Raw genomic sequence first — 16,596 nt, 5'->3', positions numbered from 1 at the left:
AAAAGAAAGGCATTACACCTTTCTCTCTTATAGCTTACTTGCTTTCACCATGAATGAACAAATCTTATTGGAGAAATCCATAGGGTCTTCGATTGGGAATCCTTCAATCAGCAGCGCCTGATTATACAGCAGATCGGCGTAATCCTCAATGGCATCCTTATCCTCAGCGTAGATTTTCTGAAGCGCTTGGAAGATTTCATGATTTGGATTGATCTCCAGAATCCGTGTTGCTTTCATACCGTATGGATTGCCATCCGGCATATTGGATAATACTTTTTCCATTTCAAAGGACATTCCTTCATCGCTGGTCAAGCATACCGGATGTGTTTTTAAGCGGGAAGATATTTTAACATCGTTTACTTTATCCTTTAAAACATCCTTTAAATCCTCCAGCAATCCTTTGTTTTCTTCTGCCTTTGATTCAATTTCCTTCTTTTCTTCTTCACTTTCTAAATTCAAATCACCCTGATTAATATTCTTAAACGGTTTTTCCTGATAATTCATCATAACCTGAAGTGCAAATTCATCCACATTGTCAGTCAGATATAAAATTTCATAGCCTTTATCTTTTACCAGCTCACACTGCGGCAGCTTATCGATCTTATCAATGTTCTCACCGCTGATGAAATAAATCGCTTCCTGACCTTCCTTCATGCGGGATACATATTCATCCAAAGTTACCAGCTTCTGTTCACTGGATGAATAGAACATTAACAGATCCTGCAATACTTCCTTGTGCATACCATAATCATTGTATACACCATATTTCAACTGCAATCCAAAATTGTTCCAGAATTTTTCATATTCTTCACGATCATTTTTCAGCATATTCAGCAGTTCGGATTTGATCTTCTTCTCTACGCGGGAAGCGATCACCTTCAGCTGACGATCATGCTGAAGCATTTCACGGGAGATATTCAAAGACAGATCCTGGGAATCGACCAAGCCGCGTACGAAGCGGAAATACTCCGGAATGAGTTCTGATGCCTTATCCATGATAAAGACACTGCGGCTGTATAATTGAAGTCCCTTCTCATAATCCTGAGAATAAAAATTAAACGGCGTTTTGCTCGGAATAAACAACAGAGCCTGAAAGGATACCGCCCCCTCGACACTGGTGTGGATCACCTTTTGCGGATCGGCAAAATCATTGAATTTATTTTTATAAAATTCATTGTATTCTTCTGTGGTAATATCCTTTTTATTACGTTTCCATAGCGGAACCATAGAGTTCAGCGTGCGAATTTCTTTTTTCGTTTCATATTCATCCTCGCTGCCCTCTTTTTTCACACTGACTTCCATCTCCATACGAATCGGATAACGAATATAATCAGAGTATTTTTTAATCAGCCGCTCAAGCTCATAGGATTCCAAATATTCATCATAATTCTCATCATCGGTATTCTCTTTCAGATACAGAACGATCTTTGTACCGCGCTCAGGCATTTCCACTTCATCGATCGTATAGCCGTCACTTGCATCAGAGGCCCAACAATAGGCAGCATCTTCGTTATATTTGCGGGAGAAAACCTGTACTTTATGTGCAACCATAAACGCAGAATAGAAACCGACGCCAAACTGACCGATGATATCTACATCATCATCTGGCTGTTCTTTCGCATCCATATTTTCTTTGAAGGCCAAAGAGCCGCTGCGTGCTATCGTACCCAGATTCTCTTCCAGCTCTTCCTTGCTCATACCAATACCATTATCCGTAAGGGTAATGGTTCGATCATCCTTATTTACAGCAAGCTCGATTTTTAAATCATCGCGGCTGATGGAATGATCGCCGTTCTGCAAAGCTTGATAATATAATTTATCGATCGCATCGCTGGCGTTTGAAATCAACTCACGCAGGAAAATTTCCTTATGAGTATAAATAGAGTTGATCATCAGATCCAGAAGTCTTTTCGATTCTGCTTTAAATTGTTTTTTTCTGCTCATGCAAATTCCTCCTTAGCACTCTTGTTCAATGTCTGCTAACAGTATATGACTTTTTCTTGGCACTGTCAACACTTAAGTGCTAAAAAAGTAAAAGAGGTGAATTCTCACCTCTTACGCATCAATTATTGTATACTTCCTCATCCAGCATATTTTCGGATTTCGCTACGGCGATGGCCGCGGCACTGTCACCGACTACATTCAGTGACGTAACCAGCATTTCAATCGGACGGTTGATTGCCAAAATCAAAGAATAGGCAAGCAGCGCCGCATCATTGGTGAAGCCCATACCGGTCAGCACGGTAAACAGAATTATCGCTCCTGCGCCTGGGGCAGCCGGCGTTCCCACACTGGCGATCAAGGCCAACAATGCGATAACCGTAATGGTTGAAATATCCATATTGTAACCGGCGCTTCCGGCAATGAAAATTGCTGCGATCACCTGCATAATCGCTGTACCGTTCATATTGACCGTCATTCCCAGCGGCAGCGTAAAGGAAGCTATTTCTTCACTGACCCCAAGCTCCTCTACCGTCGTTTTTGTATTTAACGGCAGGGTAGCCGCCGATGATGAAGTAGAAAATCCAAACACTGATACTTTCGCAATTTTTTTGATAAACGGAATCGGATTCAATTTCGTCGCCAAAGCGATGAACAATGCATACCCGAACACCAGGAAGAACAGCAGTGTGCAAACCGCCGCCGCAACGTAAACCGCAGCCGGTTTTAAATGCTCAATTCCATAAATCGCAAAGGTACGGGTAATCAATACAAAGATTGCGAACGGACCAAATTTCGTGATGATAAAGCTCAAAATGACCGTTACGATTTCATTGATCTCTTCCATCAGTTTTTTCAGTACCGTAACCTTATCGCCCATTACATGAATGGCAAGTCCTACACAGACTGCCAAAAATACGATGGACAGCACCTTGCCGTTATCACTGAAAGCGGCCGCAATATTATTTGGCACCGCATTTACCAATACCAACAACGGATTGGTTCCAGTCGTACCGGCAGCGGCCTGTAAACCGTTTCCTACTTTGACATCAAACAGTCCTAACTTATAAATAGTCATACCTACGATACCGGCTAAGATCAAAGCTCCGGCATACATAATGATAAAATTTAAAATGGTTTTATACGAAATTCTTCCCAGCTTGCGCGTATCCGAAATACGGCACATCGCCAATGCGATGGATGTAAAAACCATTGGAATAATTACTAACTGTAAAGAATTAATGAACATCTGTCCCAGAATATAGAAAATTCCAAATGCATGATTTGCCCCTTCGGCTGTAATATCCTGAAAAAAGATATCATTGATACTTTTCCATACATTCGCCTGTCCGCCGCTGATCAAATTTTCACGTAGGGCGATACATCCTGCTCCCGCAATCAGGCCAAGCACCAATGCGATGGCCATATTGATAGCTAACCGATTTGCGCTTTTCTTTTTCTCCGCTTTTATAGTCATACTTTCCTCCTAATAAAAAACCTCAATACCCAAAGATATTAAGGTTCCAGAAAATATTCATGGCTATCTTTCCTTAATAATCTCACAGGATTATCTTAAAGGTATTCGGTTTTTTCTATTCAAGTATACCCCCGGTAAAGGGCACTGTCAATGTTCTGAAACGATGTAAGCAATTACAGAAGATAAAAAGACACAGAAATTTATCTGTGTCCTCCGCCATTTTACATTTCATCAATGATTGCAATACCGCAGCTGGTACCGATTCTCTGTGCGCCAGCTTCTACAAAAGCCAAAGCTGTTTCAAGTGAACGAATACCGCCGGCTGCTTTTACCAAGATATCGCTGTTTGCATGTTTACGCATCAGCCGCACATCTTCCAAGGTGGCTCCCGAAGTACCAAAACCGGTACTGGTTTTAATGAAGTCCGGCTTCACTTCATTCGCTATTTCACACATCTTAATGATTTCATCCTTCGTCAAATAGCAATTTTCAAAAATAACTTTGGAGATTACATGATGCTTGCGGCAGACATCTACGATCCTCTGCATTTCCTCTTTTATATAGTCGTAATGCTTTGCTTTCAGCTCGGTGATGTTGATTAAATAATCAATTTCATCCGCGCCGTTTAAAATCGCGTCTTCGGTTTCAAATACTTTCACTGCAATAGTTGTCTGTCCCAATGGAAAACCGATTGCGGCTCCGACATGCACCGGTGTATCTTTCAGATACTGCGCACAGCGATTGCTCTGTCCGGAATTGATCGCAACCATGGCAAACCCATAGGATACTGCTTCTTCACACAGTTTTTTCATATCTGCTTCGCTTGCATAAGCTTTCAGATTGGTATGGTCAATCATACCAGATAGTTTTTCTTTTGTAATCATCATATTCACACATCCTTATCATAATGTAATTACATTATATCATAATTATGTCTAGTTTCAATAAAAAAACAGATTTTTATGAAGCATGTTCTCTGATCTAGCGCTTATGGCTTTCGAGTTCACTTTATTTTCATCTGTTTTTATTCTATATCCTTCGGAGCGTGAAAATCCGGTGATACAATATCCAAATTCACGCAGTATACATCAGAACGATTATAACTAGTTGAGTGCTCGATCGGAATATCATCAACCGAGTAACCAACCGTGACGATACTTAAGATCGGGTAGCCATCCGGCACATTTAGAATCGCTCCGATTTCTCCTTCTGCGGCAATCGCGGTAACTGCCCGCTCAATCCTTCCTATCTTATGCCCGTGTGCTTCCATATTCAGATACATGGAATCCTCAGTATAATCAAGATGCTCCATACCGCGAAACAGATGATATGGCATATACGTTTCCTCGTAGACAAACGGCACTCCCTTTTCCGTAAGCCGCAGACGATTCAGATTGATCGCTTGATCACCGTGCAAATGCAATTTGATATCCACCTCATCCGGTGCATCACATACTTCCAGCTTCTTCACCAAAGTAATGGGCTGAACGCCTATGGTTTCCATTTCTTCATCAAAACGAGCGATGCGATTCAAAAATTTTGAACTGAGCTTAGGATGAGATATAAAAGTTCCCAACGCCCGTTTTCGCGTCATGTACCCCTCATTCACCAGTTCACCAAAGGCCTGTCGGATGGTTGGCCGACTGATGTGGTACAGTTTACAAAGTTCTTCTTCGGTTGGTACTAAATCTCCGGCTTTCAGCTCGCCCTTTTCAATTTTATCAATCATAAATTGTTTAAATTGAAAATAGAGCGGAATTGCAGAATTACGATTGATCGTGAGTTCCTGATAGACAGCTTCCATGTAAGATCGACTCCTTTATAATGTATTATATCATTTCCATATACGTCATGAAAGATAAAAAATCGGCTTTAGAAGCCGATTTTAAAACGATTTCTTGTATCCAAAGCCGCCTTCAATCAGACAGTTCTGTGCTGCGTAGTGTGCGCCTTGACGCAAGGCTTCCCGAAGCATTGACTCGCTTGGTATATGAGATTTCCTCCAACTCTGTTTTAATAAAACAAAATTTATATACATCATAATTGATATATTTTGCGACATTGCTATTAATTTATAATCTACTCATATGTCCAAGAATGCGTATGTGGGATTGTGAGGCTTAAAGGCTTTTGTGCAACAGCAGAGGTATTTCTTCTAGTTGTACACTGCACAGCAGCAGAGTTTGCATCTTCTACTCTCGCACAATATTTATGACCTTCTTTAGCTAAATTTCCAGATGTAACTCGCGTGGCTGCTGTTGTTCTAACAGGATGATATGCTGATGCAACACCATAATTATTAGGCATTGTATTTCCACATTTCACATCAGCTGATTGTTGATACGCAAAACAAGTCGTTATAGTAGCTACTAACATTATAGTAAAAATACTTAAACTTTTTTTTAACATTAAAGATCCTTCTTTCTTATTTTCTCAACGGTTAAGAACGTACAATTAACCAAAAAATACGCTGATGATAGTATCAAATGAATATTAAGTATATATGAAAAAAATCCAAAAAACATTATTTCCATACCTATATAGGAAAAATAGCTTCTTTTAATTTCAACTATAAAATTTCGACACAACGAATTCGTGATCAAAAATAACATGCCAAATAGATAAATACTAATTAAAATATTCACTTTTCCTATACTTAATTCATAATTTGATTTTCCTTTATACTTAATAAGATTATAAGTCTCTATATTATGATCATGTAACACATTTTTAATTCTTTGTATTTTATGCTCAGGAATAAATATACACCCACTATCAACATAATCAAATTGCTTATTATGTTCAATATTGCTAATTATTACATTGTCAAAGCCTTGATTAACATCATATATATTATAATTCAAAAATTTATAATCTTGTTTTGTCCACAAAACTTTGTAATTGGAAAATTCTTTTTTTAAACTTGATTTGAAGATTTTTGGTATAATATAATCATAATCAGTTAAATTGAGTGTAAAATTTAAGTGTTTACTTATATATTCATTATTCACTATTATAAAAGAATACTCAACTCCATTTAGATTTAATTTTAGAAAATCATAATATATTATTTCTGGTAAAAAATCCTCAAATAATTCTTTGTTTATCTGATCAAGATTTTTAATCAAATATTTAGAATTTATTTCTTCTTGATTAACATAGATATTATAACCTTGTTTCAAATAGTATTCAGTTAGATAATATACTTTATTCAAAGAAACCATTAAAATAATAGAATAAATAAGCTTTGTGTAAATATACAAATTAAGCTTATTAGATGTGTTTTTTTCAAAAAAACTAAATATTATGAAGGATACTATCAAATAAGTAAAATAAATCATAAATACTCTGGGTAATATATAATACATGTATTGTTTTAAAAAGATATTATTATGTATACTTGATAATCCTATGAATAAAAATACAAAGATACTAAACGATAAAGAAAGTATTATAATATTTTCTTTTAAAATATTCTTTTTATCTACCTCCTTTAATATTAATTTAATATCAAAAACAAACAATAAAATTATTAAAAGTAAAATTAGATTAATCATTAAATTTTTCTTACTTTTTAACTCCTGAAGCCATTCAGAATGAACTTCGACTTTTCTAGTTTCTAAACCTTTACTATTTTCAAGCCATTTTGAGAAACTATTAAATTTTTTCTGCGTTGCACAAAGAACTGTCAAACGGAAGTTTGAAAAATTAGAGTTTTTTAAATAAGCAAAATTTTTAATGCCAATAATTAAATTAATGTTTCCATCAATATAGGGCTTTCCAAATTCTAATAAACGATCTGTAACTTTACTTGGTTTTGTACTAAAGCTGAAATTATATTTGAAATCTTTTGATTTGATATCCAATAATTTTTGTACTTTTTGATTATTTGAATAAATATAATGATTAATAATTTCTGTTCCATTTTTACTACTATTATTATCATGAACATAAGTTATATTATTTTTGTTTGCATACTCAATCAAAGATACAATGAATTTATCGAATTCCATTTCATTACTATTAATAACATCAATTGTGTTCATTGATTGATATGTTTCAATATGCAATACATCAGAAAATGTATAATAAAAATTAAAATTCATGAATGAAGTAAGATTATATATTAAAATCATTAATATGAATGAAAATAAAGGAATAACTAGGTACTTTTTTTTCATTCTAGATTAACTTTGACCTGGACTGTATCTTGTGATAGTGAAATTAGGACTTCCATAATCTCTTTTTACCCCATTAAGTGTATAAACAGCTTTATATGTATATTTGGCATAATATGTTGCTTTTGTAATAGAAACGGTTTCTAGTGTACATGTAAATTTAACCCCGGATGCAGGTACAGTACATTTATGTCCTCCAAAATCAGCACCTAAAACACGACCTGTTGAATCATCCCACGACATATATACGGTTACATTATAGTTAACTGTTTGCAAAGTATTACCTATTGTTTTCATTTTAGCAGTTCCACTATATGCCTTTTGACTTCCAACAGCTGCTCGTGGCATAATTTCCCACTCATCACTAGTATATAAGCTTACAGGTGAAGATGAAAGAAATAAAACTGACGTAGCCAATATCAATTTATTAATTAACATATTTTATCCTCCTTATGGTCAATAAATAAAAAAATAGAACATAAAGATAGATAACTATTCTTTTATGTTCTATTGAAAATAAATGTAACCATTGGAATCACCCCCCTAGTAATAATTCCGTTATTCCCTTATAACTTCATTATAGTTAAATTGGAAAATATTGTCAAGAAGGGGATTCCTTTGCTAAATATATAATTTCTTATATCCAAAGCCGCCTTCAATCAGACAGTTCTGTGCGGCGTAGTGTGCGCCTTGATGCAAGGCTTTCTGAAGCATTGACTCGCTTGGTATATGAGATTTCTTCCAACCCTGTTTCAGCAGCGATACGATGAAGGCTGCTAGAAAAGAATCACCTGCACCCATTGTATCAATTGGCTTTACATATTCAACCTTGCCTTCAACATAGACCGTGCCATTATATGCAAGCGGTCCGACATTGCCGCTGGTAAGCAGCACAACATCAATTCCTTTTTCAAGCATTCTTTTTGCCAGCGCTTTGCGCGCTTCCAAAGACATGCCGTCACAGGAGCACAGCGCCAGATTCGTATATGGGCAGACCATATCCATATATTCATCCGTACGGTATTTTTCCTTTTCTCCGAAATCAAACGAAACAAGACCAGGACAGTCTTTCAATTTCATCATTTGCTCCGGCATTTTCGCGTTACAGCTGCTGTGAATAAGATCAAAAGAATTTATATAAGCGATATCATCATCCTTTAAAGTCGGCGCTCCCGGCCAGGCGGTTCCTAGATCAACCCCGACAAAAGATCGTTCACCCTCATATACATTCACATCACAACGCTTGGTAGTACCGCCGTCTACAAGCTCACAATGGGAAAGGTCGATATGCAGATCTTGAAGAGCATTCAATAACATTCGGCCCTCCTGATCATTACCGATACGTCCCAGATAACCAGCTTCAGCTCCCAATTTGGCACTGTGCGCAGCTACATTGACTGCATTGCCGCCCGGAAACATCACCTTGAGATTCAGATAGCGATCAACTACATTATCACCTAATCCAAGAATTTTCATAGAGTCTCCGCCTAGTAGTTAACCGTACGATAATAACGCCGAATATCCAGAGAATGATTGGTTACAACTTCAATATTCTTACTGATGCGCTGCAAAACTGCATTCATAACCACTGGTGAAAGCATCCAGCGAAATTCATCACTGATTCCCGGATACGCATATTCAGCACAGTCAAAATAAGTGAATTTATCTGTATACTGTTCCAAAAAGCCCTTCACCCGAAGATCCAATGGTCTGGTTTTACCTTCGGTGATCAATAAGGTAGCACAAACATCCTTTTCAACCAACTCCAGTGTTCCGTGGAAGAACTCTGGTGAGCTGACCGATTTTGTGCGGATCCATTGACTCTCTTCTAATACACACATCGCATAAGCATAGCAGACCGGCCATAAATTACCCGATGCTACCCAGATATTATATGGTTCCTTATAGTATGTTTCCGCATATTTCTTCGCTTTCTCATCTGCCGCTTTGCGTACTGAAACAAGGACTGCCGGCAGTTCTTTTAATTCATCCGCAAATTTCGGATAATCCGGAAAGAATCCCTTATTATATAAAATTCTTCCAATTAAGAGATACATAATCAGCTCTTGAGGACGACCGTCCTTATATATAACACTATGATCAGATATTTCTTCCAGCGGTGAATGCTCTTTTCCGATTACTGAAATCATGCGTACCCCACGCTCTTTCAGATACCGGGCAGCTTCCATAGTTTCTTTTGTATCACCGGATTTGGATGCCAGAAATGCAACCGAATTCTTACGCAGCTGATTGTGGCCGGTCAATAGTAAATCAGCGGAAATAATGGAATATACAGGAATATCACTCATCTCATTGATGATATCCACAAAAGGATTCATCATAGCGATAGATCCTCCGCTTGATGTAAAGAAAATATTATCAAAGCCCTCTTTACAGATCTGATCTGCAATCGCTTCCATATGACCTCTTTGATCATAAATATATGCCCCATTCGCTAACATGCTTTTTTCATCAAAATTAATCATCTTGTCACCCTTTCCCTTTCATAAAAGAAAGCTCTTCATTGGCTTACCAATGAAGAGCTCATATACATCACTCTTATCTTACATCCAGCCGAGGTAGGACATACCGATTGAGAATACAATAATTCCCAGAATGATAACGATAACGTTAGCGTTCTTTTTCTTGAACAGCCAATACAGCAGGAACACAAATCCTAAAGGCAGAACGTTAGGCAGAATTCCATCAAATACTCCCTGAACGTTAACTCCGCCGGCAACTGTCAGCTTTTTGGCAAATTCAAGTGATACGTAAGAAGGAATCAATCCACCTACAACCATTACACCCAGAATACCAGCTGCTTTGGTGATAGCGTTCGCATTCTCAGAAATAGTAGATACTGCGTTAACACCTAATGTGTAGCCCAGACGTCCAAACCAGATACGAGAAATTGCCGCAACAAACCAAATGCCAATATAAAGCAGAGGTCCAAGAACGGAACCATCTTTGGCAATGGAACAGCAGATCGCTGCAGAAATCGGCAGCAGTGTGAACCAGAAGATTGCATCTCCAAGTCCAGCTAAAGGTCCGAACAGACCAGTTTTAATACCCTTGATCATTTCGCGGTCTTCACCAGCTTCTTCCAGAGATACGATCAATCCCATCAAGAAAGTAGCCATATGCGGTTCAGTGTTGATGAAGTCCATGTTATTCATCATAGCAGCAGCGATTTCTTCTTTCTGATCACCGTAGATTTTTTTGAATGTAGGAACCATAGAAAGTGTGAAACCTGCAGCCTGCATACGTTCAAAACTAAAGCATGACTGTTCAATAACAGAGTATAAACTCATCTTGTTAATATCTTGTTTTGTCAGTTTATTTCTAGATACCGTCATCGTCAGCTCCTCCTTCCATACTTACGCTAGCCGCTTTTGCCATTTTCTGATCATACATATAATCGATGTATGCAATAGCGATTGCCGCAATAGCGATTGGCAGAACGTTGCCAACAGAAGTAAATGTAGCAATTAAGAAACCGATGAACAGGTAAGGAGCATTCTCCTTTTTCAGCATGATCATCAATAACAGGCCTAAACCAACTGCAGGTAACAGGTTACCGGCAATTTCAAAGCCGTGAATTAATTCTTTCGGGAATGCATTTACGAATTCCTGAATTGGTTTCTGTAAACCATAAGCTGCTAAGAAAGTCAGCAGTGCAACTGCACCTGCTTTAATAGCAACTGACAGATAAACGATGTTTCTGAATTTCTTTGTGTCAGCAGCTTTTGCAGCAGCTTCCAACGGACGCATGAAACCAGCGTATACGGTATTGAAGAAAATACCTAACCACTGAGCTAACAGTGCGAATGGCAGGGAAAGACCTAATGCAGTCTCCACACCTTTGCCAGTTGTGTATGCGATAACAACTGTCATCATACCAGCCATCAGTGGATCAGGTGGAACGGTACCACCAACAGTCAGCAGACCCAGATAAGACAGTTCGGCAATGGCACCAGCCTGGATACCAAGCTTCATGTCGCCGAGTGCGATACCTGCAAAGAACGCAACAACCATCGGACGGAACCAGTAGAATGCTTCCCAGCACTGGTCGATTCCACAGATGAATGCAACGATCGCAAGCAGAATACCTTGAATCAATGTAATCTCCATCGTAATCTCCATCTAAAAATCCTCCTTTTCTGATCGTATTAAACGATCAATATGTTAAAAGCTGTCTGTATCCCTTTCTTACAAACGAGCTTAAAACCCGAATTTAAAAATGCATGTATTCCGCATGCATTTTCCTTCATGCATTGTACAAATTTAAACGGTATATTTTTTATCGCCTGGAGCGATCTGAATATAAATTTCCGTTCCGGCAGCCTTAATTGCATCAAAGTCAGCAACGTCTTTGTCATCGACATAAACATGTGACTCATGCAAAACTTTTTTACCGTCTGAGAAATGCATATTACCAACATTCAACTGCTTAATTGGAACACCGCCTTCAATCAGTTTTCTTGCGCTGGCCGGAGTTTTCACAACCAGGAAAATCTTCTGACTAGGACTTGCTTTAAAAATCGTATCAATCGTCTTCTGCAAAGAGAAGAAACGGATACCGCAGCCTACTGATGAAGCAGTCATCTTCATCAAGGACTGCTGAATCGGATCGTTTGCCGCTTCATCATCTGCTACGATAATCAAGTTCGGTCCAACTGCTCCAACCCATGCGTTACCAACCTGTCCGTGTACCAGACGGTTGTCAATTCTTGTCAATAAAATGTTAGGCTCTGCCATTATTAATCATCCCTATCTATTTTGTAAGCGTTTTATTGCCTGACTATATTTTAGTAAAAAGCTTCCTGATTGTCAATATGTAGTTACATAATGATTGCATTTTCACATATTCCCCGATTATGAAATTACATTCCTTTCTTTATGCTCTTTCCTTATAAATAAGAATCTTTTTCTACAAATTTACCTAGAACAGAAATTGCATTCAACAAATCATATGCTATAATAAATATATCATGACAATATGACAAGGAGGAAATTATGACAGAAAAGAAAATGACCATGATGGATTACGTATTAGAGTCTGCACCGGCTATCGCCCACAACGTAGATCGTTCTAAGGAACTGACCGCAGCCCTGGTGAAAGACTTCACGGAAAAGGATTATAAAACAATCTGGATTATCGCATCCGGATCTTCCTTCAACGGTTCTAATTGTGCCCGTGCATTTATGCGTGAGTATCTGAACTGTGAAGTGAAAATCGTTACCCCATATACCTTCACAAACTATGAAAACAATATGGGTGATGATGACTTCGGTTTTGTTATCTCACAGAGCGGATATTCTACGAATTCAATTGAAGCGCTTGAAAAGCTGAAGGCAATGGGTAAAAAAGCAATCGGCCTGACCGGAAATCTGGACAGTGATTTCAAAGATCATGCGGATGAATTGGTTGAATATGGGGTTGGCATTGAAACCGTTGGCTATGTGACAAAGGGTGTTACTACGTTAGCGGAATTCTTAATGCTGTTCTCGATTGAAGCCGCATTAGTGAAAGGCATCATGGATGCAGAACAGGCAGATTCCTTAAAAGCAGAAATCAAAAAGACTGCTGATGCACATAAGATCGTTACCGAGGAAACCTTGAAATTTTACGAAACAAATTACAAGGCGATGACTTCCATGACCAGCGCTTATGTATGCGGATTCGGTGCCAGCTATGGTACCGCACTGGAAGGTGCCCTGAAAATCGGTGAGACGGTTCAGATTCCATCTGTCGCTTATGAAATGGAAGAATTCCTGCATGGTCCAAACCTGCAGCTTACTCCAAACTACACACTGTTCTTCGTGGATGGTATGGATCACTGCAGTAAACGCGTCAGTGAAATTTATCACGCTGTACGTACAATTACCGATGAAGCTTACATCATCACCAATGATCCAACGGTTGACGATGATCATGCGATCCGGCTGCCATTCGACACCAATCCATTGATCGCACCATTATACTCACTGCCGTTCTTCCAGATCATTTCTTATAAAGTTACGGAAGATACACATAAATGGGAAAAGCATCCGCTGTACAATATCTTCAAAGAAAAAGTTGCCTGCAAAACAGAAAACTATGTAGATACAGAATGCTAATCTTTGATTACATGAAAAAGCATCCGATCCCACATCGAATGCTTTTTTTATATATTTTTTATTACGTGATTTTTTATGCTTGGTTAAAAAAGGTATGATTCGTATAATCCGACAACGGTTCTCCCTGATAGCGACAGGTTCCCTCCACATAGGTCACCATACAGTTAAAGTCATCATCCAGAACCATGATATCTGCATCCTTGCCGACTTCCAACGACCCTTTATGCGCCTGGATCCCCATTACGTTCGCAGGGCTCATAGATGCCATATATGATACATCCTCAATCGGCAGATTCAATTTCTGCACCAGGTTTTTCATTCCCGCAAGCACATAACTGCTGCTGCCGGCAATCGTACCGTCTTCCAGCTGCACCTTTCCCTCTTTCACGATCATCTTACGGCCGCGGATACGGTAAATACCCTCGTTTAAGCCGGACATTTCCGTCGCGTCACTCATCATCAAAACCCGCTCTTTTCCCTTCATTTTCAAAACCAGCTGAATGTATTCAGGGGCCAGATGGTGAAAATCACAAATCAACTCACAATAAGCGTCTGGATGCAGCAGAAGGGCTCCGCTGATACCGATTTCCCGCTGATGAATTGCCCGCATCGCATTACCGGTATGGATACCGATGTTCGCGCCCATCTCAATGGCCTGCCAGGCTTGAGCAAAAGTCGCATCGCTGTGGCCGATTCCCACTCGTATCTGCGCTTTTAATAAATATGGTATAATCGTATCCATATTTTGTAATTCCGGAGCCAGCGCAACATACGTCAGATGATGATCAGATGCTTCTATGGCCGCTTTCATCGCATCTAATGACGGCGTGATATTACGCGCCAGGTCACAGCCCTTATGATCGGGATGAAAATACGGGCCTTCCATATGCGCTCCTAGAATCCTCGCCCCGCTAATCGGATTTGCTTTACCAATGGCATGCAGGCACCGATCATAATCCTCCATTGTTTCCAAATCTGCAATGGATGGCTGAAAGGCCGTCACACCGACGCAGCATTCTGCCTGAGCGAGCTTTTCAATTTTTTCCGCATCAAAGGAAGCTGCCGCCCAGCCCAGCAGGCCATGCGTGTGCAGATCGATAATACCGGGCAATACCATCTGGGTGCGATAGCCATACATCGGCAGATCAGGCAGCTCATCCTCCTCCTGATATATATTGACGATAATTCCATTTTGAATGTGCAGGGCTCCTGCCAGAAAGCCATTAGGCGTAAGTATTCGCTTGGATATGATCAAATATTCCTGCATACCATTTCCTTTCCCGTTTTCCTCAAACGAAATGAATCTTAAACAAAAGGAGGATGATTAAGATCCCCCTTCTTTTTCATAAGCCAGTACTTCCCGGGCAAGCTCTTTTTCCGCAAGCGCTTCTTTTGCTTCCTCCTTGCCTTCCCATATAATATTTAATACGACGGCACTCATTAGAATAACTGCTCCCAAAACAGCATAGGCACCGGGGCGTTCTCCATAGGCGATGAACACCCAAAGGGGGCTCATGATCGTTTCCAACAGACAGATCAAATTTGCGGTAACCGATTCCGTTTCTTGAATACCTTTCGCAAAGGCAATGCTGGAAATTCCCATCTGCAGCACTCCGATCAGCAAAATACCGGTCAACGACGAGGTATTAACTGAAGGAATCTGAGACAGGAACGGAATAGCCATTACCGCCGCAAATAACTGAGCCAGCATGGAACTGTCGGCTGGTTTTGCTTGCGGCAGGGTATTCAGAAAGAATACCGCACCGAAGATAATACCGGATACTATCGCAAACAGATTTCCCAACATTTGTCCGCTGTCCAGTTTACCAAAGAAAAACAGCACTAGGCCGCTGAGTGCTACAAATATGACGGCTATCTGCTTGGCAGTCGGTTTTTGGCGATGATATAAGCATGCATACAGCAAACAGAAAACGGGAGATATATACTGAAGCACGATCGCATTCGCCGCCGTCGTCAGCTGATTGGCATAAACAAAGGTCAAATTGGTTAAACAGGAACAAACCGCTGTCAGAATAACAAATTTGGTGACTTTTACTTTAAAGCTGCGGCGCCAGATCCCCATGATCACAAAAGCGATCAGTGAAGTAAATCCGGCAATCAAGGTGGCATTCCAGTTGACCATGCGATACAGCAGGCCACCCAGGCTCCACAGAAATGCGGTGAGAAAAATATAGGCAACACCGCGATATTGATGCATCATGCTTCCCTCTTTGATCTCAGATATGTGAGTATATCCTGAAAGTCATCAAATTTCATTTCCGCAATATCCTGATCGTAGCCGAAACGATCATCACGTTTCGCTAACACATGTAATCCAGCATCGAATGCTGAGCGAAGACCATACGTACTGTCTTCGATCGCCAGGCATTCCTGCGGCTTTAGTCCCAGCATATCCGCCGCTTTCAGATAAATCTCCGGATTCGGCTTAGATTCATGAAACATTTCTCCACTCAGCAGAAACTCAAATTCATCCTCCAGCTGGATCGCTTTCAGAACTTCCAAAATATTCACCATCTTGGAAGAAGAGGCAAGCGCTACCCGGTAGCCCCCAGCTTTTAAATCCCGAATACACTCATGAACTCCCGGATACATAATTTTCTCATAATCAACCGGATCATCGCGAAACGTCGCTTCGTAACGATCATGAAACTCTTTGGGATCCATAATTCCATCTAACATTTTTGCCAAAAATTCATCATAATGCTTTTGTGATCCCCCAGCCAATTCATTACACGCCGCTACAGTATAAGGGATCTGATAATGCTCAAAAACTTGAATCATCCGATCCCGATAAAACCCTTCGGTGTCGACAAGTACCCCATCCATGTCAAATACTACTGCTTTGATCATAATTTTCCT

At 39.6% G+C, this 16,596-nt stretch carries 16 protein-coding genes; 1 reads left to right on the top strand and 15 read right to left on the bottom strand.

Annotated elements, in window-relative coordinates; translation table 11 throughout:
• Positions 1-27 precede the first annotated feature (27 nt).
• The 12 genes from htpG to agaB all read right to left on the bottom strand — a co-directional run bounded on the left by htpG (position 28) and on the right by agaB (position 12,354).
• Positions 28-1,944 (bottom strand): molecular chaperone HtpG, encoded by a 1,917-nt coding sequence (gene htpG / locus GSF08_RS09305; RefSeq protein ID WP_160625526.1) that lies wholly within the window; start codon positions 1,942-1,944, stop codon positions 28-30.
• Positions 1,945-2,062: 118 nt separating this feature from the next.
• The gene (locus GSF08_RS09300) at positions 2,063-3,418 is read right to left on the bottom strand and encodes a dicarboxylate/amino acid:cation symporter (protein WP_249806043.1); all 1,356 of its coding nucleotides are present in this window, start codon (positions 3,416-3,418) and stop codon (positions 2,063-2,065) included.
• A 221-nt stretch (positions 3,419-3,639) separates the two neighbouring features.
• The gene (gene deoC, locus GSF08_RS09295; RefSeq protein ID WP_160625525.1) at positions 3,640-4,305 is read right to left on the bottom strand and encodes a deoxyribose-phosphate aldolase; all 666 of its coding nucleotides are present in this window, start codon (positions 4,303-4,305) and stop codon (positions 3,640-3,642) included.
• 137 nt (positions 4,306-4,442) lie between these two features.
• The gene (locus GSF08_RS09290; protein ID WP_160625524.1) at positions 4,443-5,222 is read right to left on the bottom strand and encodes a GntR family transcriptional regulator; all 780 of its coding nucleotides are present in this window, start codon (positions 5,220-5,222) and stop codon (positions 4,443-4,445) included.
• A gap of 275 nt (positions 5,223-5,497) precedes the next feature.
• On the bottom strand, positions 5,498-5,827 hold the full coding sequence (locus GSF08_RS09285) for a hypothetical protein (protein WP_160625523.1): 330 nt from the start codon (positions 5,825-5,827) through the stop codon (positions 5,498-5,500).
• Positions 5,827-7,464 carry a hypothetical protein gene (locus GSF08_RS09280; protein ID WP_160625522.1) on the bottom strand — a complete coding sequence of 546 codons (1,638 nt, stop codon included), beginning with the start codon at positions 7,462-7,464 and terminating at the stop codon, positions 5,827-5,829. Before GSF08_RS09280 ends, GSF08_RS09285 begins: the two co-directional genes overlap by 1 nt.
• A gap of 141 nt (positions 7,465-7,605) precedes the next feature.
• Positions 7,606-8,034: a hypothetical protein gene (locus tag GSF08_RS09275; protein ID WP_160625521.1), complete on the bottom strand. Its 429-nt coding sequence runs from the start codon at positions 8,032-8,034 to the stop codon at positions 7,606-7,608.
• 183 nt (positions 8,035-8,217) lie between these two features.
• A complete protein-coding gene (locus tag GSF08_RS09270) occupies positions 8,218-9,072 on the bottom strand; it encodes a PfkB family carbohydrate kinase (RefSeq protein WP_160625520.1) in 855 nt (284 codons plus the stop codon).
• A gap of 11 nt (positions 9,073-9,083) precedes the next feature.
• Positions 9,084-10,082 carry an SIS domain-containing protein gene (locus GSF08_RS09265; protein ID WP_160625519.1) on the bottom strand — a complete coding sequence of 333 codons (999 nt, stop codon included), beginning with the start codon at positions 10,080-10,082 and terminating at the stop codon, positions 9,084-9,086.
• A 78-nt stretch (positions 10,083-10,160) separates the two neighbouring features.
• Entirely contained in the window at positions 10,161-10,952 is a 792-nt protein-coding gene (locus tag GSF08_RS09260; protein WP_160625518.1) for a PTS system mannose/fructose/sorbose family transporter subunit IID, read from the bottom strand.
• Entirely contained in the window at positions 10,939-11,739 is an 801-nt protein-coding gene (locus GSF08_RS09255; protein ID WP_249806041.1) for a PTS sugar transporter subunit IIC, read from the bottom strand. The genes GSF08_RS09260 and GSF08_RS09255 overlap by 14 nt, the downstream gene beginning before the upstream one ends.
• 141 nt (positions 11,740-11,880) lie before the next feature.
• The gene (gene agaB / locus GSF08_RS09250) at positions 11,881-12,354 is read right to left on the bottom strand and encodes a PTS galactosamine transporter subunit IIB (protein WP_160625517.1); all 474 of its coding nucleotides are present in this window, start codon (positions 12,352-12,354) and stop codon (positions 11,881-11,883) included.
• A 258-nt stretch (positions 12,355-12,612) separates the two neighbouring features.
• Between agaB and GSF08_RS09245 the strand changes: the two genes are divergently transcribed.
• Complete coding sequence (locus tag GSF08_RS09245; protein ID WP_160625516.1) at positions 12,613-13,716, top strand: SIS domain-containing protein; 1,104 nt, start codon at positions 12,613-12,615, stop codon at positions 13,714-13,716.
• Positions 13,717-13,789: 73 nt separating this feature from the next.
• Here GSF08_RS09245 and nagA read toward each other — a convergent pair whose 3' ends face one another.
• Genes nagA through GSF08_RS09230 form a run of 3 tightly spaced genes read right to left on the bottom strand, consistent with a single transcriptional unit; the run spans position 13,790 to position 16,587 of the window.
• Entirely contained in the window at positions 13,790-14,983 is a 1,194-nt protein-coding gene (gene nagA, locus GSF08_RS09240; protein WP_160625515.1) for an N-acetylglucosamine-6-phosphate deacetylase, read from the bottom strand.
• Positions 14,984-15,040: 57 nt separating this feature from the next.
• Entirely contained in the window at positions 15,041-15,937 is an 897-nt protein-coding gene (locus GSF08_RS09235; protein WP_160625514.1) for a DMT family transporter, read from the bottom strand.
• Positions 15,934-16,587, bottom strand: coding sequence for an HAD family hydrolase (locus tag GSF08_RS09230; RefSeq protein ID WP_160625513.1), 654 nt, complete (start codon positions 16,585-16,587; stop codon positions 15,934-15,936). The genes GSF08_RS09235 and GSF08_RS09230 overlap by 4 nt, the downstream gene beginning before the upstream one ends.
• Positions 16,588-16,596 lie beyond the last annotated feature (9 nt).

Source organism: Copranaerobaculum intestinale (assembly GCF_009831105.1).
Taxonomy (GTDB): Bacteria; Bacillota_I; Bacilli_A; order Erysipelotrichales; family Erysipelotrichaceae; genus Copranaerobaculum; species Copranaerobaculum intestinale.
The sequence above is the reverse complement of the archived record's forward strand: the minus strand, read 5'-3'. Positions and strand labels throughout refer to the sequence as shown.

Coding starts and splice junctions, on each gene's coding strand:
- htpG (WP_160625526.1), bottom strand. CDS start 1,944: ATGAGCAGAAAAAAACAATTTAAAGCAGAATCGAAAAGACTTCTGGAT.
- GSF08_RS09300 (WP_249806043.1), bottom strand. CDS start 3,418: ATGACTATAAAAGCGGAGAAAAAGAAAAGCGCAAATCGGTTAGCTATC.
- deoC (WP_160625525.1), bottom strand. CDS start 4,305: ATGATGATTACAAAAGAAAAACTATCTGGTATGATTGACCATACCAAT.
- GSF08_RS09290 (WP_160625524.1), bottom strand. CDS start 5,222: ATGGAAGCTGTCTATCAGGAACTCACGATCAATCGTAATTCTGCAATT.
- GSF08_RS09285 (WP_160625523.1), bottom strand. CDS start 5,827: ATGTTAAAAAAAAGTTTAAGTATTTTTACTATAATGTTAGTAGCTACT.
- GSF08_RS09280 (WP_160625522.1), bottom strand. CDS start 7,464: ATGAACACAATTGATGTTATTAATAGTAATGAAATGGAATTCGATAAA.
- GSF08_RS09275 (WP_160625521.1), bottom strand. CDS start 8,034: ATGTTAATTAATAAATTGATATTGGCTACGTCAGTTTTATTTCTTTCA.
- GSF08_RS09270 (WP_160625520.1), bottom strand. CDS start 9,072: ATGAAAATTCTTGGATTAGGTGATAATGTAGTTGATCGCTATCTGAAT.
- GSF08_RS09265 (WP_160625519.1), bottom strand. CDS start 10,082: ATGATTAATTTTGATGAAAAAAGCATGTTAGCGAATGGGGCATATATT.
- GSF08_RS09260 (WP_160625518.1), bottom strand. CDS start 10,952: ATGACGGTATCTAGAAATAAACTGACAAAACAAGATATTAACAAGATG.
- GSF08_RS09255 (WP_249806041.1), bottom strand. CDS start 11,739: ATGGAGATTACGATGGAGATTACATTGATTCAAGGTATTCTGCTTGCG.
- agaB (WP_160625517.1), bottom strand. CDS start 12,354: ATGGCAGAGCCTAACATTTTATTGACAAGAATTGACAACCGTCTGGTA.
- GSF08_RS09245 (WP_160625516.1), top strand. CDS start 12,613: ATGACAGAAAAGAAAATGACCATGATGGATTACGTATTAGAGTCTGCA.
- nagA (WP_160625515.1), bottom strand. CDS start 14,983: ATGCAGGAATATTTGATCATATCCAAGCGAATACTTACGCCTAATGGC.
- GSF08_RS09235 (WP_160625514.1), bottom strand. CDS start 15,937: ATGATGCATCAATATCGCGGTGTTGCCTATATTTTTCTCACCGCATTT.
- GSF08_RS09230 (WP_160625513.1), bottom strand. CDS start 16,587: ATGATCAAAGCAGTAGTATTTGACATGGATGGGGTACTTGTCGACACC.